Genomic DNA, 25,548 nt, shown 5'->3' on the forward strand with positions numbered 1-25,548 from the left:
AATTTAGATTAAGCTTTAGCGCGTTGCTCTAAAATCTCAACGGCAGGTAACACTTTACCTTCAACAAACTCTAAGAAGGCGCCGCCACCAGTAGAGATGTATGAAATTTTGTCTGATAAGCCATATTTATCAATTGCCGCTAACGTGTCTCCGCCACCAGCAACTGAGAATGCATCACTTTCTGCAATCGCTTGCGCAACCACTTCTGTGCCTTTAGCAAAATTATCAAACTCAAATACGCCACAAGGGCCATTCCAAAGAATTGTTTTTGCATTCTTTAATATGTCTGCTAAAGCTTGTGCTGATTCCGGACCTAAATCTAAAATTTGCTCATTGTCTTGAACTTCAGATACATCTTTTATGACAGCTTCGGCCGTATCTGAAAATTCAGTCGCGACTCTAACGTCAGTCACATTGGGAATATCAAGTTCAGCCATTAAACGTTTAGCTTCAGGAATTAAGTCTGCTTCGTGCAATGACTTTCCAACGTTATAACCACGAGCAGCAACAAATGTATTTGAAATGCCGCCACCAACAATAAGTTGGTCACAAATTGTAGACAGTGATTGAAGTACCGTTAGTTTTGTAGATACCTTTGAGCCACCAACAATCGCCACTAAAGGACGCGCTGGATTATCTAAAGCTTTACCTAATGCTTCTAGTTCGGCTGCTAATAAAGGACCTGCTGCTGCAACAGGCGCATATTTTGCGACGCCGTGAGTTGAGCCTTGGGCGCGGTGAGCAGTGCCAAACGCGTCCATTACAAACACATCACACAATGCAGCATACTGCTTTGCTAGCTCATCAGCATTTTTCTTTTCACCAATGTTAAAACGCACGTTTTCTAAAACAACCACTTCACCTTCTTTAGCAACAACGCCGTTTAGGTAGTCTTTAGCTAACGATACTGGTGCGCTTAACTTTTCATTTAAATTATCAACAACAGGCTGTAAAGAGAATTCTTCATTGTATTCACCTTCCGTTGGTCGTCCCAGATGAGACATTACTAATACTTTAGCGCCTTTATCCAATGCTGCTTGAATAGTCGGAATAGAAGCGTCAATGCGAACAGCAGAGGTCACTTTACCATTTTGAACTGGCACATTTAGGTCTTGACGGATCAGTACGGTTTTACCGGCTAAATCTAAGTCCATCATCTTGATTACTGTCATTTCAAATCCTTCAACTCTGTTTATATCGATAATTTTATTGTTTAAATTGGGTTCTAATTATTTATATCAAGCAAGCCCATAACTTAACATAGTAACTAAACGTTTAAGTTCGCTTGTTTAAAGCTTCAAAAATGGTTTTAAAGAGGCGGTTGTATCCAACATTCTATTGGCAAAGCCCCATTCATTGTCACACCATACAAGAAGCTTGATTAACCTTTTATGGCTAACGCGTGTTTGATTGCCATCTACAATTGCGGAATGCGGATCATGGTTAAAGTCAACAGAAACTAAAGGCTCTTCTGTGTACCCTAATATTCCTGCAAGACCATTATTACAAGATGCCACAATTGCTTGATTTACATCGTTAATAGTAACGTCCGTGTTGACGGTTAAACTCAAATCCATCGCCGTCACATTGATTGTAGGAACACGAACCGCAATGGCTTCAAAACGACCAGCAAACTTAGGTAAAATTCGTTCAATGCCCGCAGCTAATTTAGTGTCTACAGGAATAATACTCTGGCTTGCCGCTCGCGTTCTTCGTAAATCTGGATGATAAGCATCAATAACTTGTTGATCATGCATAGAAGAGTGAATAGTGGTTATAGTGCCACTGTCTACACCAAAAGCATCATCGATAGCTTGAATCACTGGCACGACACAGTTTGTTGTACATGATCCATTTGAAATCACATCTTGTTCATTTGTTAATGAATCTTGATTAATGCCAAAAATGATTGTGTTATCTACATCTGGATCCGCTGGGTGCGAAAATATAACTTTTTGTGCACCGGATGTAATATGCGATGCGCCCTCTTCTCTTGACTTAAAAACGCCAGTACATTCTAAAACTACGTCTACCTTCAAAAGCTTCCAAGGTAACGAATTTAAATCTTCAATATGTAAAAGCTCAATATGATCATCATCAACTACTAAATTTTGTTGTTCATTTAAATGAACGTCAAAACCAAAGCGACCATGAGATGTATCATACTTTAATAGGTGAGCAATGCCTTCAGGATCGGCTATTTCGTTTATCGCAACGACGTTAAATTCGGCGCTACGATTTGTTTCATAAATTGCGCGCAACACATTGCGACCAATGCGGCCAAAACCGTTAATTGCGATATTAATAGGACGAGGATTGTCAGACATTAAAAAATTCCAAATACTTTAGTCACAAACTAAAGCTCATTACCCTGAAAACAAAAAAAGCGAGCACATATAATACTCGCTTTTTTAACAATATTAAATTGTAGAACGAGACTTGGTAAAAAGCCTCGAATTAAAATTTACAGTGACTGTACAGTTTTAATCACGTTTTCTACAGTGAAGCCAAAGTGTTTCATTAGTTCGCCACCTGGAGCAGACTCACCAAACGTTGTCATACCAACAACTTTACCACCAAAACCAACATATTTGTGCCAGTAATCAACGTGTGCTGCTTCAATTGCAACTCGTTTTGTTACTGAATTTGGTAGAACAAGTTGTTTGTAGTCTTCATCTTGCTCGTCAAACAGATTCGTACAAGGCATAGAAACAACGCGTGTTGCTGTGCCACTTGCATTAAGCTCTGCAGCTGCTTTCACGGCTAACTCAACTTCAGAACCCGTCGCAATTAAAATAACTTCAGGAGCGCTCTCTGAATCAACTAAGATGTAACCACCTTTTTCAATCATTTCTACTTGCTGCTCTGTACGAGCTTGCGAAGGAAGACCTTGGCGAGAGAAAATTAGAGAGCTAGGCCCTTCGTTATATTCAAGTGCTGATTTCCATGCGATTACAGACTCAACACCATCGGCTGGACGCCACGTATGCATATTTGGCGTCATGCGTAAGTTAGCAATTTGCTCAATTGGTTGGTGCGTTGGACCATCTTCACCTTGACCAATTGAATCGTGCGTATAAACAAAAATGTTTTGAATACCCATTAGCGCAGACATACGAACGGCATTACGAGCATATTCCATAAACATTAGGAATGTTGCACCGTAATTGATAAAACCGCCGTGAAGCGAAATACCATTCATGATGCCACTCATACCAAATTCACGTACACCGTAAAAAATGTAGTTGCCGGCAGCATCGTCTTGAATACCTTTTGAACCAGACCAAAGCGTTAAGTTAGAACCAGCTAAGTCAGCTGAGCCGCCTAGTAGCTCAGGTAGTAAAGGTGCAAACGCTTCAATCGTATTTTGAGAAGCTTTACGTGTTGCTAAGCTTTCTGCTTTTTGTTGAGTCGTTAATGCTAGTTGGAATGCTTTTTCTGAAAAGTCTTCAGGTAATTCACCAAGAATAACTCGACGTTCAAACTCTGCCGCTAGTTCAGGGTGTGCGTTTTTATACGCAACAAACTGTTCGTTCCATGTATTTTCGTCTTCTTGACCCGCTTCTTTTGCATCCCATAATTCATAAACATCTGCAGGGATTTCAAACGGTGCATGTGGCCAATTTAAAAATTCACGAGTTGCAGCTATTTCATCATCACCAAGAGGTGCGCCATGGCAATCATGAGTACCTTGTTTATTTGGAGAACCAAAACCAATGGTCGTTTTGCAAATAATAATTGATGGCTTATCAATAATTGATTGCGCCTCAGTCACTGCATTTGCTATCGCGTCAGGATTATGACCATCTACGTTTTCAACAACATGCCAGCCATATGCTTTAAATCGAGCTGCGGTATCGTCGGTAAACCAGCCTTCAACTTCGCCGTCAATACTAATGCCGTTGTCGTCATAAAATGCAACTAGCTTGCCTAACTTCAACGTACCCGCTAATGAACATGCTTCATGAGAGATGCCTTCCATTAAACAGCCGTCACCTAGGAAACAGTATGTAAAGTGATCAACAATATTGTGCTCGTCGCGGTTAAACTGTGCTGCTAGTGTTTTTTCTGCGATAGCCATACCAACGGCATTTGAAACGCCAGCGCCCAAAGGACCTGTCGTTGTCTCAACACCTGGCGTGTAACCATACTCAGGATGGCCTGGAGTTTTTGAGTGCAATTGACGGAAGTTCTTAATGTCTTCAATTGAAACGTCATAACCTGATAAATGCAGTAATGAATAAATTAGCATTGAGCCGTGGCCATTTGATAAAACAAAACGGTCTCTGTCGGCCCAGTTAGGGTTAGTTGGGTTGTGCTTTAAAAAACCACGCCATAGAACCTCGGCGATATCGGCCATGCCCATTGGGGCACCAGGGTGTCCTGATTTTGCTTTCTGAACTGCATCCATGCTTAAAGCACGAATGGCATTTGCTAGGTCTGTTCTCGACGCCATGCTAATTCCTATATTTATATTGGTTTTGTGCAAGTCGCTATTTGACCTAAATTTACTCCGTAAAGCAACGGCAATCGCGTATTTATTATGGCTTTAAAGTCAATTTTATTAATTACAAAAACTTCAATTGCGTTATAATGCGGCAATTAGTTAACACTCATTTATGGATAATCATGATCAACACTCAACTTCCTTTGGTTGACCTGCACCGTCATTTAGACGGCAACATTGCACCTAAAACAGTTTGGGAACTTGCCCAACAACACAATATTGACCTGCCTGGTAATAGCTTAGAAGAGTTTACGCCACATGCCCAAATTCAAGGCCAGTCATCAGATTTGTTAGGTTTTTTGCAAAAGTTGGATTATGGCGTGTCTGTACTTGCTGATTATGACGCTATCTACCGTGTTGCTTATGAAAATATGGCCGACGCTAAGGCCCAGCAAATTGACTATACCGAACTGCGTTTTTCTCCTCACTATATGGCAATGGCCTATAACTTAGACATGGCTGAGGTGGTAAATGTTGTGGCTGATGCTGTTGCCGCGGGTAGCAGAGATTTTGGCGTAAAAGCGAATCTAATTGGTATTCTTAGCCGCACCTTTGGCGTTGAAACTTGTATGAAAGAGTTACAAGCTATCCTAGCGCATAAAGATAAAGTAATTGCGTTAGACTTAGCAGGCGATGAGTTTAATTTCCCGGCAACTATGTTTGTTGACCACTTTAAATTGGCGCGTGACGCAGGTTTAAATATTACCGTGCACGCCGGTGAAGCTCGTGGCCCTGAAAGTATTTGGGACGCGATTAACTTATTAGGTGCGACACGAATTGGTCATGGTGTTGCAGCTATAAAAGACTTAAAACTAATGGATTACTTAGTAGAAAATAACATCTCTATTGAGTCTTGCCCTACTTCAAATTATCAAACAGCCACTATAGACGATATTAAAAAGCACCCTCTGCGTACTTTTTATAATCATGGCGTTAACGTGTTCTTAAACACGGATGATCCTGCCGTATCAAATATTGATATTTTAAACGAATATAAAGTAGCGCAAGAAATATTAGGCTTCAACAGTGATGAGCTTAGCCAAATTCAAAAGAATGGCGTAAAAGCTGCGTTTTTGACCGAAACGGAAAAACAAGCTTTATTAAACAGTAAAGGTTAAGTGTTTGCCAAACTACTATACAGAGGCGAAATTAAGTCGCCTCTGTTTTCAAACACTCTGCAACCTTTGACTCCACAAAAACAACTCTTTTCGTCTTATAATTCTTTTTACTTGATACTAAATAGATCGTTTCAAATACAGCCTTTTGTAGCCCATGAACTACCACATCCCTCTTACGATTAAATGCGTGCACGGCAAATTTTGGCAATACAGTAAAGCCGAGTCCTAAAGCCACAGGCTCCAATATAAGGCCGATTTGGTTAGAAAAGCCCTTGCCTGCAAACTGTGTAATGGAAGTAAACTGCTCGTAGTTTGCACCGAGTAAAAGCTGTGCGTGATGGGACGCATCTGGATGATCAATGAATCCTAATTGCTCTAAATTTTGCCAACTTGGATTAGTCGTGTTCTTAGGTGTGACTAACACTAACTCTTCCTGTCCTATGGCTTTAAAGTGTAAATCAGGCTCCATAGAATTACGTGTCACAATGCCTATATCAATTTCCTTGTTTTGAACTTGTTTAATTATCATCTGATTTGGCGCAAACGCGTACTCTATAATTAAATTTGGGTGTGCTTGTTGAAGAGCTAAAAGTTCAGGATATAACTTTAAGCCAATACTGCCTGGGCTGCTCAATAAAACATTCCCAAATGTCGAGCTATCCTCTTTTATTCTTAGCTCTAATTCATTAAAAGAACTTAGAAGCTCCATTCCTTTTTTATATAGCACTTGCCCTGCACTTGTTAACGTAAAAGATTTTCCTTCTCTTATGAGCAATTGAACGGCTAATTGCTCTTCAAGCTTTTTAATTTGTTGGCTAACGCCAGACTGAGTCATGCATAGCTGCTCTGCCGTTTTTGTAAAGTGGCCGGTATCAACCAGCGTGCAATAAGTACGCAACCAAATCTGATTAATCATTTCTATGTGTTCTTATTTTGATTCCAAATGATAATTTTTAATTATGACATTTACCCCTAAAATACACCATATCTTATGAACAAGAAGGAAATATATTATGTCATCAACCTATCCAAGAACTTTTTCACATATTGGTATTTCAGTGCCTGACGTGGAAAAAGCCGTTAAATTTTATACCGAAGTTTTGGGCTGGTATTTGATTATGGAACCGACGGAAATTAACGAGGACAAGTCCGCAATTGGTGAAATGTGTACTGATGTTTTTGGTCCTAACTGGGAAAAATTCAAAATTGCTCATCTATCAACAGGTGATCGTATTGGTGTTGAAATCTTTGAATTTAAAAACCAGCAACAACCTGACAACAACTTTGAATACTGGAAAACGGGGATATTTCATTTTTGTGTTCAGGACCCAAACTTAGAAGAGTTAGCTGAAAAAATTGTTGCCGCCGGTGGCAAAAAACGCATGGAAAAACCAAGATACTATTACCCGGGCGAAAAGCCATATCGCATGATTTATATGGAAGACCCATTTGGTAATATTCTAGAGATATACAGTCATAGTTATGAATTAACTTACGCTGCTGGCGCTTATTAGCCTGAACGTTAGCCTCGTTGGATGATTTTATCCATCGAGGCTACAAAATATCGATACAACAGGGTAAGTGACACAATATAAAACATTGATGATAAAAATAGCGGCCATTGCGAATTTAGCTGAAGTAACACGCCGCCACAAACAGCTGCAAATACATTAGCTATACAAAATGTCGTCGTTAATAACCCCATCGCCGCACCGTTTTTTCTACCTGATTGGTTTTCACTTATATAAACAGGTAATAAACCGTTAAATGTTGCAACTAGAATTCCTGTTATTGAAAACACAATCAACGTACTTACGCCGGCAGTAAATGGCACAATAAATAACATCACAGCTAAACCAAACATCGCCCGGCGCATTGGTTTTAAGAGGCCAAATTTTCTCTGTACTATGGTTACAACAAAAAGTGATGTAAGTGTCATAAATATCGTCATATTAGTAGTAGCAAGACCAATACCTAACGAGTCATAACCTTGCGTATCGACTAACCATACTGGGTAGAATTCATAAAACAAATTCATTGCTAATGCATAAAAGAAATAAGTGAAAAATAGCTTTCTCATCCACGGCTCTTTTATTAATCGAAGGGAATTTTCCTTATACGCCGACTGGAGTATCGACATCTTAAACTCTGGTATATCGTGATTACTTTCTTCTAATACCGCCTTCACTAACACAACGCATAACATTGAGGCGGTTGCAGCAGCAAACATAGCTGAATGAGCGCCATATTGCGCCAGTATACCGCCTATCAATGGTCCAAGTAACCAGCCTACAAATACAGCGCTGTTTATTAAAGATACGGCTCTAGTTTTCTCTTCAGAAAGCCTCGCGAGATCACTGTGCTCGCCATTTTTTTCTTTCGCGGCCTCTTCGCCAATATCTAGAGCTATCGCTCGAGCAATCGCTATATTTCCCTCAGTAATGCCGGTTAAAAATCGGCTCAAAACTAATAAAAAATAATCTTCAATGAATAATGCGTAAGCGGAGACTAGATACCCGAAAAAGCAAATGATGAGAGTTTGACTAAGAACTCGTCGTCGACCAAAACGATCTGATAGTGCTCCAATAAAGCTACTACCAATAAAAATGCCTAGAGGATAAATTGCGAATAGAATTGTTAGAAGAGTTTCACCCGACAGCCCAGCGTAAGAATTTAACGCAGTGATAGGAGCATCGATAAACAACGGCGTTAAAACAGGGTAAGGTAATGACAAACCCATACAAGCTAACAAGGTAACACACAGTGCAACCCATAACTTTGCTGACAAACCCAAAAACATAACAAACTCATATTAGAAATAAGAAAATAATTATGCTCGTAAGACTTAACTAATGCCACACAATTAAACTAATACTTAACACAAATAAGCTTATGAAAAGCACTAAAATTAACGATTTAATTACAAATCCTGTCATTCGTTCTTTTCATTAGGATAAAAAGTTCCTACTATGAATATAAGGTTAAATTTTCACCACGATTAGGTAATGGACGAATTAAAAGATCAATATTTATCTGCACTCGTTGTTGAGCAGCAGTCTTTAGCTCAAAGCCATATTAAATACTCATTACAACATTTAGGTTTTGATCGTATTGATTTTGTCGATCGTGCTCACCTCGCGATAGAGGCATTGCAAAAACGCCAATATCAATTGATTTTGTGTGCTTATGAACTAAATAAAGGAAGCGACGGCTACCAACTCTTTGAACGTTTTATCAAACAGGGTTTAATGCATATTAGTACCACCTTCATTTTCATGAGTTCAGAAAACGACATCTCACTTAGTCAAAGTATTATAGAACTCGAACCCGATGACTTTTTATTAAAGCCTTTTACCTCAAAACAACTCGAGTCTCGCATTCAACGAGCATTAACAAAAAAGCTAACCTTTGAGCCTGTTTTTGAGTGTCTTGAAAAACAAAATATATCTGGTGCGTTAGAGCACATTGACCAGCACATTAGCGCTAATTCACATCCGAATTGGACACCTTTTTTAATTAGGCTAAAGGGTAATATTTTAAAGCAAGAAAAAGACTGGCAAAAGGCCGAAGCTTTTTATCAATCGGTATTAAAAATTCGGTATTTTTCTTGGGCGCAACTCGGTTTAATTGAATGTTATATGCATCTAAATCGGCTTCCAGAAGCAAAACATCTATTGGAAGAGTTGCTTGATAACCCTTCAACAAAATTGCAAGCTTTGGATCTACTCGTTTTTTTATGTGAAAAAGACAAAGACTGGGAGAGCGCTTTACGTTACATAAAAAACGCAAGCTTGTTATCCCCTAGAAATATTGAACGGCAAAAGCATCTAATCGATTTAGCTAGAATTACGCAAGACTTTGAATCTCAGTATTTGGCCAGTAATAACATTATTCGCCACTTACGATATTCTATGTATGAAGCTCCCGGGCTATACCTCAATGCAATTCGGGCAAATATCGACTACGGCCTAACCACGTTTAACGAAACTGAAGTGTCAAGATTAGCCCAGCAAAGCCAACACATACTTGATAATTTAAAGCGAAAATTTCCAAAAACACCTTTAAATGAACAAATAGACATAGCAACAGCTCGTATTCACTTCTTAAAGAATGAATCGGAAAAGGCGAAGCATTTAATTAAAATGAAAATTGATGATAACAGCGAGTTTGTAGTAGATGATCTGGAAGATGCGCTCGATTTTGCAAAAGCTTTACATGAACTAGGCTTTTATAGGGACTCAGAAAAGGTTTTTAGTGAAATAGTAAAAGAGTCTGCATCGTTAACTAATCCGCTTTTTTCTCTGTTTATCAATGCCGAAAAACAACTGCGGGAAGATGTTAAATCATCACCAAAAGAATTAAACAACAATGCTGTAGGCTTTTACACTCGAGGTAAGTTAAATGAAGCGTTAAAGGCGTTCAAAACAGCTTTTAGGGTAATGCCTAAAAGTCCAGCCATAGCCTTAAACCTACTGCAAACTATTGCTGAAAGCCAATTTTTAGACTTGTCTTCAAGTGATGTTCAGACATTAATCGAGCAATGTAAAAACACAATTAATTCGGCAAACCTCAATGATGAGCAAACGCTTCGTTATAATAAAATTAAGGCCTCTTTATCCGAAGAAAGAGTTTAGTGCGCTTATTAAGCGCCACTGTCTCAGCTATAGAAGCCAATTGCTAAAAAAACGCTTAATTTTTTTAGAAGACAGCCAGTACCATGTTAAATAGACACCCAGAATAAAAATGGCCGGGGCCGACCAATGTGCTATGAGTCCGTTACCAATAAAGCTATAGGTCTGGAATCCTAAATCGACTAGCAACGTAAGTAAAATTGCGATGTTCGCATAACGCCAAAGCATTAATTCAAGGCGATTAATAATACGACCTTTACTTAGAAATAAAGCATAAACAATCAATGCCGTAATGCCCATAACAAGCGCGGACAGGAAGGTTCGACTATCGTTGTAAACAAGCGATAAAATTAAGGTTGGATCCTGGCGGTGAGTCAATGACATTAACCAAATAAAATAACCGCGCAGAAGATAAAGCAAAACTAAATAAAAACCAACGGGTACCTTTACCCTGCCATCCAAATCAAAATCGTTGTAATACAAACGCGGCGCCTAATAGATAGAATAATATGAAACTTAGTTTGATTGTGCCATAGAAAGTATTTCAACTAAATGTTCAATTGGCTGAATACCTGCTAATCCAATCTCCTCATTTATTATCATAAACGGAGCTTCAGTAATTCCAAGTTCACGTGTTAGGTCTTGGTCATATTGTACGCTTTGGATAACAGCACTGCCTGCGTCGTCGGGAAAACTAAACTCTGCACTAATTGCCTCTGCTGTTATTCTGTGGCCTTTTTCCCAATAACTTTGAAACAACCAGTTAATTAATTTTTCTTGCTGAACGGTGTTGCCCACCATTTTAATAATCTTGGCGTAGTCTATTGATTCAGCCGGTTGGACATCCTTTACGTCGAGATTCCGGTTTAATGCCGTTGCCTGTTGAGAAAAATCTTCAAGTAATAACTGAGCCCACACTTCTGACTGCTTAAACTGGTTTGCAAGCTTTTTGAAAATAGAAAACTCTGAGCCGCTATTATCAAGATTATCGCTAATCGACTGACTTATCGCTAGGTCTTCGTCCGCAAACCAGATCCAGTTTACTTCATATTTGAGTCTAGGACTCATCGCTAATGCTTGGTCAAAGTGCAGTTTTGCTATGTAAGAATAAGGATCAAACGCATTTAGCCAGAATTCAACTTTAATCATTTATAATTATCAATTAGTTAACAGGCCTATACCTAAGCAATTTACATTCCGACCTGATTAAACTCAGTAATTAATCACCTAATAAAGCGGTGGCAATAGCTCTATCGCTATTGGCTTGTGCTGCAATCGCAGTCGATATGTTCGAACGGATCCCCTGCTGGGTCAAATTTGCCGTTTCACGCGCAAAATCAGTATCTTCAATACGACTTCTTGCCGCTTCTGTATTTTCATAAGTGTTGTTAAGGTTATTAATCGTAGAACTTATTCTGTTTTGAAAAGCTCCAATTTCGCCACGGCTTTGGGTTATCTGTTCAGAAACTGCTTGGCTAGTTTCTATACCTTGCTGAGCGCCACTTTGTGAAGTGACATCGATACTTTTAAGCTGCGAGATTTGGTCATTCAAAGTACGGCTACTCAACCCTATTTGCTGACCTGCGTTGGCACCAACTTGAAAGTTTCTATTTTCGGAGCTACCAAACAGTGATTGACCCGCAAAACTAGTATTCGCTTGAATATCAGAAACCTGCTGTTGAATTTGGGTAATTTCTTGCTGAATCGCCTGTCTATCTGATGCATTTAAAGTACCATTTGCAGCTTGTAGCGACAGTTCATTAACTCGCTGAGACGCATCATTTATTCCAGACAATGCAGAATCAGCCACCGAGGCGTAACTGTAAGCATCATTGGCGTTTCGAATAGCCACCTGCGTTCCTGAGGCCTGAGCAAACAACCGATTGGCAATTTGCAACCCAGCGGCATCGTCTGCGGCCGAGTTGATTTTTAAGCCTGTAACTAATCTTTCAAGAGACTTTTCTTGCTGCTCTTTGACACTATTAATGTTATTCGCATTAAAATTTGGTGAACCAGAGTTAATTTTCATGATTGCGCTCCCTAATAAAAGGCTTACTTAAGTATAAGAAGTGATTTAAATTTACACAAGGCTAGGGATTTATGAGTTGTATAGAAGTAGCGAGGTGAAAGCTCTGATGTATAGGGTTTTAACTTAGCAAGCTGAGCGCTAATCTTCCCGACTGATTGGCTTGACTTAATAAGGAAGCAGATGCCTGCTGAATAATTTGTAACCGAGATAAATCTGCAGTTGATTGCGCAAAATCAGTGTCTCTTATTCTTGAAAAAGATGCGGATAAGTTTTCTTTTTGGTTGTTTAAGTTGTTAACAGTGCTTTCCATACGGTTCATTGCAGCACCAAAATTGGAACGTTCAAAATCGATTAACGCTAGTGCCTTATCAACTTCTGTAATAGCTCTTTGTGAGCTTGCAAAAGAGGTTACCGATAAATCTTTAATACCTAATGAAGTGGTTCCAAATGAATTTGTTCTGACCGATAAGGTTTCATTTGCGTTCGCACCAATTTGAAAAGTAAATACAGTAGAACCAGATCCTGGACGTAAATTTGGTTCCGCTAAATCTTCAATAAAGGAGCTATATTCGCGGCTAGATACTGCATTAGCAAAGATGTCCTCGGAATTTAATACCGCACCTTGATCTGCATCGCGCCCGCCAATAGCGCCGGTATCATCGTTGGTTAAGTTAATATCAGTATCCCAAAACGTTGATTTATTAGCGTCAAAGTCAGCAATAAAATCAGCTTCACTCGCCCAAGTACCTTCAGCCGCCAACGCTTGGTCTAAAGTCATAGGTGCACCACTATTGCCGGTTGCTAAATTTTGCATAACCTCTTTGATGCCTTCGCCGCCGTTCGCTTTAATAGCATCGTGCATATATCTTGTCGCTAAAAAGCCTGCACTGTATTCCGCTGAAGAACCACCCCATGCACCACTTAGGTTGACTGCGGTAACAGCGGCTTTACCGTCTCCTGCGAGTCGCTCATCGGCACCGTGAATTAATTCTGCAGAACCTTCAACAAACCAAGTAGCAACTGCGCCAGGCGTACCCAAATTCCAGTTCGCGAACTGCACTGCGTGAACCATTTCATGAGCAATAATTCTATCGGCGAACACACCACCACCAGCATCATTACCACTTGGTCCATTAGCAGGATTAAAACTGATATCCGCTAATGATATGTCAAGTGTCACTGCGGTTGCACGACCCTGCGCATCAAACGTCCCCGAGGATACCGTGGCTAATGCGCCACTTGCGATATCTGGTGTGAATGTAACGGCCATAGGCAAGGCCTTTGGATCAATGCCAAAATATTCACTGATCCTTAGTTCAGGTTCCGCTAACCACGTTTGTAAATATGCTAGTCTGTCGTCGTATTCACCAGGAACCCTGGAATTTGGTGCATCTTCAAATAGCCGTTGACCACCAAATGTAGTTGTTTCATTAATTCGATTGAGTTCTTGTTTTAATGCAACCACTTCTTCATTTAGCGCTTTACGATCGACGACCGTATTAGTGGCGTTTGAGGACTGGACGGCAATATCACGAATACGTTGAAGAATATTGGTGGACTCTTGAAGGGCACCCTCTGCGGTTTGCAGCATTGATATACCATCATTGGCATTTCGAATAGCAACTCCGTAACCCCGTATTTGAGCATTCAATCGATTTGAAATTTGCATGCCTGCAGCGTCGTCACCAGATGAATTTACTCTAGAACCGGAGGCTAACTTTTCATACGTACTAGTCAGCGCATCCGTGTTTCGTCGAAACACAGAGCTGATTTGTAGCGCATTAATGTTAGTTTGGATTTGCATGCAAAGCCACCGATAAAAATTCGTTAACATTCTTATCGGCGGTTAAATTTTATACTTTAGTGTTTTTTATATTTTTAATTAAAGTTTTTTACAAGGCTTAACCGAGCAATGAAATTGCCTGTTGAGGAATAGAGTTTGCCTGGCTTAGGATAGCTGTTGAGGCCTGTTGCGTGACTTGCAACTTTGCCAACTCTGCCGCTTCCTTTGAGTAATCGGCATCAACTAATTGTGAACGCGAATCCTCCGTGTTTTCATATACATTGGCAAGATTATTAACCGTAGACGCTAATCGATTTGTAATCGCCCCCACAGTTGCCCTTGCGCGATCTATTGTGGCTAAACTTGCGTCAATAACAGAGATTGCGGATTGTGCATTCGCTTGGGTTAATATATTCACTTCTGAAACACTGATCGTTGACGCAAATTCATTGTTTCCGCTCGTGCCAAGACCGTTATGGATGATGCCAAAGTCAGCATTTGAGCTAATAGAAAAGCTATCCCCTGTTGGTGCGAAAAATGACACATAACCGCGAACTATTGCACTGCTGCCATCATTATTGATAGAGGTAGTATTATTTGTGTTGCCATTTTTGTCCAACGAGCCTATCTCTAACACATTATTTACTGTTTCTGAGCTTTCGTTAAAATTAGAAATACTAATGTTATCGCCACTTACGCTTGTTAGCGTTAACGAACTGTCCTTACTGTTAATCTTTGCACCGATACCTGTAACTGCAGCTTGTTCGTTGACTTTGTTCATTAATGACGCTAAATCATTGCCGTAGTCCCCCGTCGCGGTAAACGATATCGTGGCAATATTTTGCCCATTGCCGATATCAAACTCGACTTGCTCACCTTGTTCAAAGGCTGCGCGTCCACTGGCGATACCACTGTGTATATGTAAGCTTACATTATTCACTGCTTCACTTTTTACACCTGTATCGCTAAAGGCTGCATTGATCTTGTTAGACATTTCTTTTGCGGACTCTGATGAATTTAATTGCACAGTATCTGACTTTAAGCCATTAATAGTGATAATTTCACTACTTGCCCCAGGTGCCCCATTTCCAAACCCGTTTAACGATAATGCCGAATCAGCAGCGCCTAAACTTGCACCGGTATATATGCCTCCAAGCGCCTGACCTGCTGCTGTAAACTCAAATAGTTGCATATCTTCAGGATATACAGACGTCAGAGTGCCATTGATGATTTCATTTGCTTCCGCGCCAACTTGAAAGGCTTGCACGCCAAATGAGCCATTTAATATATTCTGGCCACCAAACGTCGTTTGTTCTGCAATTCGATTCAACTCTTGTTTGAGTTGAGTAAACTCATCATTTAACGATTTTAAATCACTACTTTGGTTTGTCGCATTCGCGGCTTGAATAGACAGGTCTCGCATCCGGCCCAGTATCTTTGTGCTTTCTTGCATACCACCTTCGGCGGTTTGCATCACTGAAATACCGTCGTTGGCATTGCGTATTGCCACTTGGTAACCCATGCCCATCTTATTTAGACGGTTGGAAATTTGTAAGTTTGCACTGTCATCTGACGCAGACTGAATTCGTTTACCACTACTAAGTGTGCTCATTCTATCTGATAAGGATAATGAATTAGATGAAATTTCATTTCCAAGTTTTATTGCAGTGGCATTTGTCATTATTTGCATTACAAAATTCCAAAAAAAAAGTAACCCGTTTAGGGTTACTCTATGGAATATTCATGCCAATTCTTTATAAAAATTATGCTTGATCAGATATTTGATCCCAGCCTTCTTTAATCGTTTTAATTAGGTCAACAACCTCATCAACCTTTTTGTGATCTTTTTCAATATTGGCCTGAACTAATTGAAGTTGCATGTAATCATATAGTGCATTTAGATTTTCAGAGATCTCGCCACCCTTTTCCATATCCAATGCGCTGTTTAACGCTAAAATAATGTCAATTGCGTTAGCAAGGGTGTCATGATAATTGCCACTGCCATTTTCCATCATTGCTGATACTTTAATTAACCTATCTATAGCACCAGCCATCAACAGTTGTATAACTTTATGCGGTGACGCGTCAGTTAACTGTGTCTGAGCATTCATATGGTTATACATTTTAATTGCTCTGCGCATACCTACTCTCTTCTTTGTTTTTCAATATACTAATTATACGTTTAGATATTTGTTAATCTTTTTGCCATTTGTCTTGGCACTATGCATTTGTTCTTGGATCTGTTTTTTAGTTGTTAATAAACTCAACTCAAACTCGTCATGCAGTCTAATACACGCTCTAATTAACTCTTCTTTTTTAACAACGTCATTTTCAGAATTAATTGCTTCTTTAGATGTTTTATCAAAATCAACTAGGATACTTTCGATACTTGCAATATCGTTTGATTCCATCGCTGATTTAAAGTCTGCTTCAAGTGATGTTAAAAATGAGCCCATTAGTCTTTCCTAACTACGCCAGGAAGATTTTCGAGCTGAGCAGCCAAGTAGCTTCCGGTCGAGTTCAACTGGCCAACTAACAAATCCATCGCGTTAAACTGGCTAAATAATCTATTTTCTAGCGCTGTCATTTTTTCTGCAAATTTAGCGCGTTCATCCTCAAGTCTGTCTAAAGATGTTTTATAACTGTCAATTTTTACCTGTATTAAACCATCACCGCCAGTGTAGCCTTTTAACGTATCTGTTAGTTTGCCCATGACGCTATTATCACCTACAAACAAGTCTTTTACTGCGTCAAAGTTATTATCAACACCTTCTTTTAAAACTTTTTCATCGACATCTAGGGTGCCGTCACGGTTTGTTGTAATTCCAAGGGCAGCAAGACTTAAACCAGATGAACTATCTGCCGAGCTTAATATATTTTTTACTTGGGCCGTTAATGAGCGAAGAAGTGACTCGCCAACTAATTTTCCGACAATCTTAGAGTCAGTATTAACACGCCCTAATGATATAGATGTTTCTAGAAACTTATTGTATGACGATGCAAACTCAGCCAGCGCTTCTCCTACTTGAGATTTATCTTGGCTAACGGTAATGGCGTTGTTATCACCTACATCATTCGCTTTTAATACGTTAATTGATACGCCTTCAATTGCGTTAGTAAATAAGTTACTACTTTGCGTCACACGTAAAAAGTTATCGATGAGTATTTCTGCATCTTTGGGTTCTTGAGTTTGTTGCATGTCAGCTGTGTCTACGCCATTAAACGCAAATTTTGACAAGCCTAAATTGTCGGTGTCATTGCCATCTGAATCAGCAACAGCGATTGTAATTGCATTATCTAATCCAATATCATCGCTAGTAAAAACAAGGTGCTGACCATCATTGTCTGTCACTATAGAAGCGGTAACACCTGGATTACCATCAGCTTCATTAATTTTATCTTTTAGATCCCTGAGCGTCTCAGTACCATCTAAAGTTAAATCAAGCGTAGAACCGTTCACCGTTAAACTCATTGTTCCAGAGCCTACGGTATCCGTTTCAGCATACCCACCCGACGTGAGTTTTTGACCTTGAGCAATAGAAACAACTTCTACCTTAAACGAGCCTGGTGCGGCCTCAGAAGTTACCGACGTGCTAAAAAATTCATTTGAAGTGGGTGAGATTTTGTTTAATTCGAAGTTATTTGCATCGTTTAGCTTTTTGGCAGCGTCTTCAAATGCTGACACGGCGCTAACTAAACTACCAAAAGCAGTAATTTTTGCGGTTGCTTTTTCTTCCTGTTGAGCGATACGCGCATCAAAAGGTACTTTTTCTGATTGAACTAAGCCTGTAACGATTCCCGTTACATCTAATCCTGAACCAATACCAGGTGAAGATAATCCAGCCATAATAAGCCCCCGTCAAATTAATATACTACTGATGATTGCCTATACTTTTGTTTCTAATATATTTCCAGAAACATGGAAGACATCAGTAATTTTCGCAAGATTCTGTGCCAGTTTTAAAACTTCTTCAGATGGTATTTGGCGAATTATTTCACCATTGGTTCCATCTTTAACTGTAACAACTTGCCTACCTGTCTCTGTATCGACCGTAAACTTTAATTCTTTATCAATTAAATTAACAAAGTTCTGCAAATTAGATGCCACTTCTTCTAAAACTTGTTGTTCATCATCCGCTTGCGATTCTTTAACGACCTTACTGGTTTGCTCTTTTCCGGCTATTGCTTCCACCGACTCAACGCCATTCACGTCCGACACTGCTTTGTTCGCAATCGCTTGCGTCTCTGCTTTTTTGTTAAGGTCGGTGGCTTGACTTGCGCCAGACCGTTCTTGATTTTGAATTGCTGCTGTAGAAGCAGCGTTGATAGTATTCATTGTAATCACCATTTTATCAACTGCTTAAACCACAAAACCAATGGTCAGTAAACTGCCATTGGTTTTAGTATAGACGACTAACTTTTATTAGTCGTCATTGTGGCCAGTGGCTCGTCTTTATTAACCTAGAAGACTAAGAGCTGCCTGAGGTAACTGGTTCGCCTGAGCTAAGATTGAAGTACCAGCCTGCTGTAGGATCTGGTTCTTAGTCAATTGAGCAGTTTCAACAGTGAAGTCTGTATCACGAATACGTGAACGCGCAGCTGTTGAGTTCTCAGAGATAGAGCTCAAGTTATTCACAGTAGAGCTTAGACGGTTTTGAACGGCACCTAGTGTTGAACGGTTACGGTCAATTTTCGCTAATGCACCATCAATTACAGATATAGCATCTTGAGCTCCACGAGCTGTAGTCAAATCAATATCATTTTTGATATTTTTCTCTACCGCAATCTGAGCTGAACCAGCTGTAATTTCAGCGGCAGTCGATGATGCAACGTTAAATAACAACGTGCTATCTAATTGAACTCGGCCACGCACAGACGCTGCAATGTTCGTTGTTGTAACTGTAGATGCTGCACCAGCTAATGCACCATCTGCGTCTAATGCTTGAAGAACTAAATCATTGGCAGTAGTCGTTGAGCCTTCAGCAAAGTTGTTAACTTCAATGTCATTGCCCGCTTCTGATGTTAGGCTAATTGCTGTATTTTGTGCATCAAATTTTGCACCAATACCAGTAACTGACGCTTTTTCATTAATTTTGTTAGTTAATGTTTGTAAATCGTCTGCTGCAACACCAGTGGCTGTAAATGAAATTGTTTCATTTGCTTCACCATTGCCTAAATCAAAACTGATTGTTTCACCTGAATCAAAAACTGCACCTGAAGTTAAACGAACCTCAGTAATTGCATCAGCTTTAACACCCGTTGTATTAAATTCTGCATTAATTTTACTTGCGATGTCAGCCGCTGAATCATCTACTGCTACTGAAACTGAAGCTGGGTTTACACCGTTTACAGTTAACGTCTGTGCAGTTAAGTTATTGGCTGTACGAGCACCTGCTAATGTTGCATTTGATGCTGTACCTTCACTTAAACCGGTACCATCTAGAATTGCACGAGCACTACCTAAATCGTCAGTTTGAGAAGAGTTAATCGCCAAACCGATAGTTTGGTTTGCATCAGCACCTACTTGGAATTGTTGGTTACCAAATGAACCGTCTAGTAAGTTTTGACCACCAAACGTAGTTGTATCGGCGATACGGTCTAATTCAGCTTTTAACTGAGTCACTTCTTCTTGAAGTGCTTTACGGTCAACTGTTGTGTTTGTCGCGTTAGCAGACTGAACAGACAGGTCACGCATACGCTGTAAGATGTTAGTACTTTCTTGAAGTGCACCTTCAGCTGTTTGAGCCATTGAAATACCGTCGTTGGCGTTACGTACAGCAACGTTTAGACCGTTGATTTGAGACGTTAAACGGTTAGAGATTTGTAGACCCGCTGCATCGTCTTTCGCACTGTTGATACGTAGACCAGATGCTAAACGCTCCATTGAAGTCTTAAGACCACCAGACGCCATGCCCAGTTTGTTTTGAGCGTTTATTGAGGCTGGATTTGAGTTTACTGTTAATGCCATGTTGATTCTCCTACCCCTAAGCGGGTGAAAGTTAATATTTCGTTCAAAAATGTTATCGGCGCTTTTATGAACGCCTTTAATATTTTTTTCACTTTTTTTAATTCAACGTGGCCAATATTCCCTAAAACGCAGAAAGGACAGCATGTTAGCTGTCCTAATTTATTTTCATTCTTTTTATAAAAAGAGCGAATTAACCGCCTAAAAGACTCAATGCTGCCTGTGGAACCTGGTTTGCCTGTGCAAGAATTGTAGTACCTGCTTGTTGCAATATCTGGTTCTTAGTTAGCTGTGCAGTTTCAGTCGCGAAATCCGTATCACGAATTCGAGAGCGTGCCGCCGATGAGTTTTCTGAAATAGATGACAAGTTATTAATAGTTGATTGCAATCTATTCTGAACCGCACCTAACGTAGAACGGTTTCGGTCAATCTTAGCTAATGCGCCATCAATAACAGCGATTGCGTTTTGTGCACTATCTGCCGTAGTTAGGTCAACACTGTCTACTGATATTTCTGTTGCTTGAACCGCAGTACCTGTAGCGGCATTAACAACACTGTCTGCTGCTAGTGCTTCGGTCGATGAAACATTAAACAACAATGTGCTGTCTAGTTGCACAAATCCTCGAACGATTGCTGCTGGAGTTGCAGCTGCAATCGGGCCAGATGCAGGCGCAACAACAGCACCGGTTTCAGTAATAGCAGATAACGTAAGATCATTTGCCGTACCACCACCTTCTCCAAACGCTGCAATTTCAATGTCATCGCCGGCTTCTGAAGTCAAATCAATCGCTATTTCTGCAGCATTAAATTTTGCGCCAATTCCTGTAACAGCTGCTTTTTCATTAATTTTATTCGAAAGCGTTTGTAAATCCTCTGAAAGAGATCCTGATGCAGTAAAGCTAATAATTTCTGGATCAGCACCGGTTCCGTTACTCAATTCAAAAGTTACAGTTTCACCAGCATCAAAATTAGTATCACCAGCTTCTTCTAGGCGAGCTAATGTTCGAGCATCCGCTTTAACGCCGGTAGTATTAAATTCAGCAGAGATCTTAGATGCAACTTCAGCGGCTGAGTCATTCTGACTTAGCGCAACATTCGCAGTATTAATGCCGTCGATAGTTAACGTTTGTGCTGGTAATAAAAAGTCAGCATCAGCTTGAACTGCAGCTAAGGTCGCTCCAGCTTCCGCTACCGCCATCGAGCCACCATTTAGGTAACTACGAGCACTGCCTAAATCATCGGTTTGTGCAGAGTTTATCGCTAAACCAATTGTTTCATTGGCGTTGGCACCGACTTGGAACTGTTGGTTGCCAAATGAGCCATCTAATAGGCTTTGGCCACCAAATGTAGTGGTGTCAGCAATTCGATTCAGTTCAGCTTTTAACTGAACCACTTCTTCTTGCAGGGCTTTACGGTCAACGGTTGTATTCGTTGCGTTGGCAGCTTGAATAGACAAGTCACGCATACGTTGAAGTATGTTTGTACTCTCTTGCAAGGCGCCTTCAGCGGTTTGAGCCATTGAAATACCGTCATTGGCATTTCGAACAGCGATATTAAGGCCATTTATTTGAGAAGTTAAACGGTTTGAAATTTGTAAACCAGCGGCGTCATCTCGAGCGCTGTTAATTCTTAAACCGGATGCGAGTCGTTGCATTGAGGTTTCTAAACCTTTGCTTGAACCCATAAGGTTTCGCTGGCCGTTAAGCGATGCCACATTGGTATTTACTGTTAATGCCATCACAATCTCCTTTCAGACTGTTACTAAATCAAATTAGGTTTGGTTACTACCATTTATATGTATTGTTTAATATTCAACATTCGTGCCAATGAAGACACTTGAAATAAAACATATGAATATCAATACAGACAGTGACTTAATTGCCGTTTTTAAAAGCCTGTAGCCGTCATTTACTCGAAGTATCATCACTTACTCGTCACTTAAAAGTTATGAATTAAAAAAGCCGGCAATAAAATGCCTTATTAATAACCAACTGATCTGGCAATGCTTTTCCGCAAAAACAAAAAAGCCCCAAACGGGGCTTCTTAAATGAGAATTTGAGAAAACAATATTGTTAGGCTTAGCCTAACTAGGATTAATCATTAGTTACCTAATAGAGATAACGCTGCCTGTGGCAACTGATTAGCCTGTGCAAGAATTGACGTACCAGCCTGTTGTAGGATCTGGTTACGGGTTAATTCTGCTGTTTCTTTAGCAAAGTCTGTGTCACGGATACGAGCTCGTGCACCCGATGAGTTTTCCACTATATTTGCTAAGTTTTGAATTGTCGATTGTAAACGGTTTTGAACTGCACCTAGTGTCGCTCTGTTTCTATCAATCTTGCTTAATGCACCATCGATAATAGCAATCGCATTTTGTGCGCCTTTTGAAGTAGTGATGTCTACAGACTGAATATTTTCTTCATTTGCCTGAGCAACTACCGTATCTGCTAAGCCTGTTAAGTCTGACGCACCACCGCCGGCTGTATCCGAAGATACGCTGAACAATACTGTGCTATCAAGTTGCAACTGACCTTTAACAGTAACGTCGTTAGCGCCGCCTGAAGTTACCGCAACCACTGCACCGATATCGGCGTCATCATCGTAGTTACGACCTTGCATATTAAATGTCGCTGCTGCACCTGCACCTGAGTCAGTAAAGTCTTGGATTACGATATTATCGCCATCTTCCGATGTTAAAATCACTGATGTTGTTGCTGCATCGTATTTAGCACCGATACCAGTGACTGCAGAGTTTTCGTTTACTTTATTAACCAAGGTTTGTAAGTCGTCTTCTACGACTCCACTTGCAGTAAATGAAACAATAGATTGCCCTACTGTCGAATCTGTTGGGTCACCATTTGCCAACACAAAACTAATACCATCACCATTAGCTGCGTTAGTAAGACCTTCAATACGCGCTACACTTTTTGCGTCAGCTTTAACACCCGTGGTATTAAATACTGAGCTGATTTTTGCCGCCATGTCCGCAGCAGAATCATTTTGATTAATTGATACTTGCGACGGGTTAATGCCACCAATAGTTAACGTTTCACCAGCAGCATCTGCTAGAGGGTGACCAATACCGGTAACCGCTGTACCCAGGTTTGTTGCTGGAGAACCTGCTAAGTTTGTTCCACCCATCTTGTAACGGGCACTACCTAAATCATCAACTTGCGCAGAGTTTATCGAAATAGCAATCGTTTCATTTGCTTGTGAACCAACCTGAAATTGTTGAACACCAAATGAGCCATCAATTAACTTTTGGCCACCAAAAGTCGTTGTATTGGCAATACGATCTAACTCTGATTTAAGTTGAATGACTTCCTCTTGCAACGCCTTACGGTCAACCGTTGAGTTCGTTGCGTTTGCAGACTGAATAGACAAGTCTCGCATACGCTGCAGAATATTTGTCGACTCTTGCATCGCACCTTCTGCTGTTTGTGCCATGGAAATACCATCGTTGGCATTTCGCATCGCCACATTAAGGCCGTTAATTTGCGATGTTAATCGATTTGAAATTTGTAGACCCGCAGCATCGTCACGGGCACTATTAATTCTTAAGCCCGACGCCAAACGATTCATAGATGTTTCTAGATTGTTGGTCGAACCCATTAAGTTACGCTGTCCATTAATGGAAGCAACGTTAGTATTTACGAATAAAGCCATTGTTTTCTCCTGTGAACTTAACTAGGGGATTGCCCCTGCTGTTCTTTCTCACACTTGACTTTGCATTCTATGTGCCAGTTTTATATCCCTTTTTGCAAATTCCAAAAAAAATAATTAAAAAACATTAAAAACAACAACTTGAAAGTAGTGGGATTCGTTTGTTTGCGCTTTAAAATAGTCAATTAGCGTGATTTTAAGAACTCAAACGGAAAATAATGAATGACAAATATTTGATAAAAAAAACGGCAATAATGAAAAAGGATCATAATTGCCGTTTTTTTGACTACTTGATCCGCTTAAGCGGAAACAAATAACCCGTCGTTCTTATAGATAGTTAAATAGAGATAAATTTTGAATCTTTGCGAAGCTTTGTTGCGAAGCTTGTAAACCAACTTTATTACTTTCTAAGTTATTGATGGCTTCATAGATATCAATTTCTTCAACTGTAGCAAGGGTGCTTTTGGTTACTTCTTGATATCGGTATTGTGCGGTGATCTCGACTTCAATTGCATTTAATCGAGCACCCATTTCAGATCGTGTATTGTCTATTGTTGTCAGTCCTGCTTTTAATTCACTAAGCAAACCACCAACTAAGTCAACTCGAGCTTGACTCTCTGGTCTGTCAATATGAAACACATCACCTACAACTGGTACAGCTGAGATATCAAATTTAATACCTCGAAAAGATATTTGATTGTTTGCCGTGTAGTCTTCCGGTCCGGCAATTAAAGTACCTTGGCTGTCATAAACCTCAAAGTTGCCGCCAGCAACAATATTTACCGTGTAATCGTCAAACAGATGTCCAGATGATGGATCAACAATATTACCAATTGTCAGCTCCGCAGTTGAGGCATTGCCTGCATCTCGTGACGCATTATAACTCGTGCTTACCATAGACATAGCGTCAATTGCTTGTTGAAGTGTCCACAGAATACTAGTATCTGGTGAACTATCGAATTGAAAGGAATCACCAACCGCAGGCGCTGGATTAGTTTGTGTTTTAAACTGGATGCCATTAAATTCAACACTGTCGCCAGGTGCAATATCTAAAAAAGCAGATTTGTTAGGCTCAATAGGAACTGCAACGCCACCATTGTCCCTAACTTCTACACGGATACTGCCAGGAGCAGCACCAGCAATAAAGTTCACCGTATAAGGTGCCGGAAAAACAGGTGGTAATGTATTTTCAAATTCGGCTTTTTTAGTTACAAAACCCAAAGAAATTTCTGTATTAGACGGATTGCCAGGGTTTCTGGTTGGGATAAAACTAGCCGTTGACGACGGAACATTATCAATAAATTGACTACCAGGATCATTCACTTCTACTTTGAAACCAGCGGCAATTAACACATCCCGTTGACCATCATCACCTTTATAAATGTTATATCCGTAGTCATCTTTTTGATAAGGTTTAGTCGTGGTTTGATAACCTGAAAATATAAAGTCGCCATTAGCATTCGTAGTATTTGCCAAGCCTTCAAATTGAGTTAATCGTTGCTGCAATTCTTCTGCGATCGCATTTAAGCTGTTTTGATCCATCGTACCGTTAATAGATGTTAGCAGTAGCTCTTCAGCACGAAAAATTATATCAGTCATGCTGCTAACCGCATTTTCACTTAATAAGTTGAAACGCTCGGCGGTGCTCTGCGCAGTTAGGTACCTGTCAGAAACGTCAAGTTCTTTTCTCAGTCTAATCGCTGTGTTTGCCCCAGTTGGATCATCTGACGGACGTAGTATCTTTTTACCTGTAGACAACTCCATCTGCGCTCGGTCAAGCGCCGACTGACGATTCTGCATGTTCGTTAAGCTTCGTTCAAAATAGTTACTTGTGGCTATACGCATTGTCATA

21 protein-coding genes are annotated in these 25,548 nt (G+C 40.1%); 3 read left to right on the forward strand and 18 right to left on the reverse strand.

Features of this window, described 5'->3' with window-relative positions; translation table 11 throughout:
* Nucleotides 1–8: 8 nt before the first annotated feature.
* The 3 genes from ACZ1GV_RS08575 to tkt all read right to left on the reverse strand — a co-directional run bounded on the left by ACZ1GV_RS08575 (nt 9) and on the right by tkt (nt 4,456).
* The gene (locus ACZ1GV_RS08575) at nt 9–1,172 is read right to left on the reverse strand and encodes a phosphoglycerate kinase (RefSeq protein WP_472673804.1); all 1,164 of its coding nucleotides are present in this window, start codon (nt 1,170–1,172) and stop codon (nt 9–11) included.
* A gap of 117 nt (nt 1,173–1,289) precedes the next feature.
* The gene (gene epd / locus ACZ1GV_RS08580; RefSeq protein ID WP_472673805.1) at nt 1,290–2,327 is read right to left on the reverse strand and encodes an erythrose-4-phosphate dehydrogenase; all 1,038 of its coding nucleotides are present in this window, start codon (nt 2,325–2,327) and stop codon (nt 1,290–1,292) included.
* Nucleotides 2,328–2,464: 137 nt separating this feature from the next.
* Entirely contained in the window at nt 2,465–4,456 is a 1,992-nt protein-coding gene (gene tkt / locus ACZ1GV_RS08585) for a transketolase (protein ID WP_472673806.1), read from the reverse strand.
* Nucleotides 4,457–4,629: 173 nt separating this feature from the next.
* Here tkt and add point away from each other — a divergent pair, with 173 nt between their 5' ends.
* A complete protein-coding gene (gene add / locus ACZ1GV_RS08590; RefSeq protein ID WP_472673807.1) occupies nt 4,630–5,625 on the forward strand; it encodes an adenosine deaminase in 996 nt (331 codons plus the stop codon).
* Nucleotides 5,626–5,656: 31 nt separating this feature from the next.
* Here the strand turns inward: add and ACZ1GV_RS08595 are convergent, their stop codons facing one another.
* Nucleotides 5,657–6,541, reverse strand: a complete 885-nt coding sequence (locus ACZ1GV_RS08595) for a LysR family transcriptional regulator (RefSeq protein ID WP_472673808.1) — start codon at nt 6,539–6,541, stop codon at nt 5,657–5,659.
* Between the two features lie 97 nt (nt 6,542–6,638).
* Here ACZ1GV_RS08595 and ACZ1GV_RS08600 point away from each other — a divergent pair, with 97 nt between their 5' ends.
* Nucleotides 6,639–7,139 carry a lactoylglutathione lyase family protein gene (locus ACZ1GV_RS08600; protein WP_210562145.1) on the forward strand — a complete coding sequence of 167 codons (501 nt, stop codon included), beginning with the start codon at nt 6,639–6,641 and terminating at the stop codon, nt 7,137–7,139.
* Between the two features lie 8 nt (nt 7,140–7,147).
* Here ACZ1GV_RS08600 and ACZ1GV_RS08605 read toward each other — a convergent pair whose 3' ends face one another.
* Nucleotides 7,148–8,425, reverse strand: a complete 1,278-nt coding sequence (locus ACZ1GV_RS08605) for an MFS transporter (protein ID WP_472673809.1) — start codon at nt 8,423–8,425, stop codon at nt 7,148–7,150.
* Between the two features lie 205 nt (nt 8,426–8,630).
* Between ACZ1GV_RS08605 and ACZ1GV_RS08610 the strand changes: the two genes are divergently transcribed.
* Complete coding sequence (locus tag ACZ1GV_RS08610; protein WP_472673810.1) at nt 8,631–10,259, forward strand: tetratricopeptide repeat protein; 1,629 nt, start codon at nt 8,631–8,633, stop codon at nt 10,257–10,259.
* A 27-nt stretch (nt 10,260–10,286) separates the two neighbouring features.
* On the opposite strand, the gene ACZ1GV_RS08615 is transcribed toward ACZ1GV_RS08610, so the two are convergent.
* The 13 genes from ACZ1GV_RS08615 to flgL all read right to left on the reverse strand — a co-directional run bounded on the left by ACZ1GV_RS08615 (nt 10,287) and on the right by flgL (nt 25,547).
* Entirely contained in the window at nt 10,287–10,739 is a 453-nt protein-coding gene (locus ACZ1GV_RS08615; protein WP_472673811.1) for a DUF2919 family protein, read from the reverse strand.
* 33 nt (nt 10,740–10,772) lie between these two features.
* Nucleotides 10,773–11,405 (reverse strand): DsbA family oxidoreductase, encoded by a 633-nt coding sequence (locus ACZ1GV_RS08620; protein ID WP_472673812.1) that lies wholly within the window; start codon nt 11,403–11,405, stop codon nt 10,773–10,775.
* Between the two features lie 70 nt (nt 11,406–11,475).
* Nucleotides 11,476–12,285, reverse strand: coding sequence for a flagellin N-terminal helical domain-containing protein (locus ACZ1GV_RS08625; protein WP_472673813.1), 810 nt, complete (start codon nt 12,283–12,285; stop codon nt 11,476–11,478).
* Between the two features lie 118 nt (nt 12,286–12,403).
* On the reverse strand, nt 12,404–14,089 hold the full coding sequence (locus ACZ1GV_RS08630; RefSeq protein ID WP_472673814.1) for a flagellinolysin: 1,686 nt from the start codon (nt 14,087–14,089) through the stop codon (nt 12,404–12,406).
* Between the two features lie 97 nt (nt 14,090–14,186).
* Nucleotides 14,187–15,758: a flagellin N-terminal helical domain-containing protein gene (locus ACZ1GV_RS08635; RefSeq protein ID WP_472673815.1), complete on the reverse strand. Its 1,572-nt coding sequence runs from the start codon at nt 15,756–15,758 to the stop codon at nt 14,187–14,189.
* A gap of 73 nt (nt 15,759–15,831) precedes the next feature.
* Nucleotides 15,832–16,209, reverse strand: a complete 378-nt coding sequence (fliS, locus tag ACZ1GV_RS08640) for a flagellar export chaperone FliS (protein WP_210562137.1) — start codon at nt 16,207–16,209, stop codon at nt 15,832–15,834.
* A gap of 33 nt (nt 16,210–16,242) precedes the next feature.
* Complete coding sequence (locus ACZ1GV_RS08645; protein WP_472673816.1) at nt 16,243–16,524, reverse strand: hypothetical protein; 282 nt, start codon at nt 16,522–16,524, stop codon at nt 16,243–16,245.
* On the reverse strand, nt 16,524–17,915 hold the full coding sequence (gene fliD, locus ACZ1GV_RS08650) for a flagellar filament capping protein FliD (protein WP_472673817.1): 1,392 nt from the start codon (nt 17,913–17,915) through the stop codon (nt 16,524–16,526). The genes ACZ1GV_RS08645 and fliD overlap by 1 nt, the downstream gene beginning before the upstream one ends.
* A gap of 39 nt (nt 17,916–17,954) precedes the next feature.
* Nucleotides 17,955–18,404, reverse strand: coding sequence for a flagellar protein FlaG (locus ACZ1GV_RS08655; protein ID WP_472673818.1), 450 nt, complete (start codon nt 18,402–18,404; stop codon nt 17,955–17,957).
* A gap of 120 nt (nt 18,405–18,524) precedes the next feature.
* Complete coding sequence (locus tag ACZ1GV_RS08660; RefSeq protein ID WP_472673819.1) at nt 18,525–20,036, reverse strand: flagellin; 1,512 nt, start codon at nt 20,034–20,036, stop codon at nt 18,525–18,527.
* A gap of 190 nt (nt 20,037–20,226) precedes the next feature.
* Nucleotides 20,227–21,771, reverse strand: a complete 1,545-nt coding sequence (locus ACZ1GV_RS08665; protein WP_472673820.1) for a flagellin — start codon at nt 21,769–21,771, stop codon at nt 20,227–20,229.
* Nucleotides 21,772–22,133: 362 nt separating this feature from the next.
* Complete coding sequence (locus ACZ1GV_RS08670) at nt 22,134–23,699, reverse strand: flagellin (RefSeq protein WP_472673821.1); 1,566 nt, start codon at nt 23,697–23,699, stop codon at nt 22,134–22,136.
* A 324-nt stretch (nt 23,700–24,023) separates the two neighbouring features.
* On the reverse strand, nt 24,024–25,547 hold the full coding sequence (flgL, locus tag ACZ1GV_RS08675) for a flagellar hook-associated protein FlgL (RefSeq protein ID WP_472673822.1): 1,524 nt from the start codon (nt 25,545–25,547) through the stop codon (nt 24,024–24,026).
* Nucleotide 25,548: the final 1 nt, after the last annotated feature.

It is taken from the genome of Psychrosphaera sp. HA2-10, assembly GCF_055693745.1.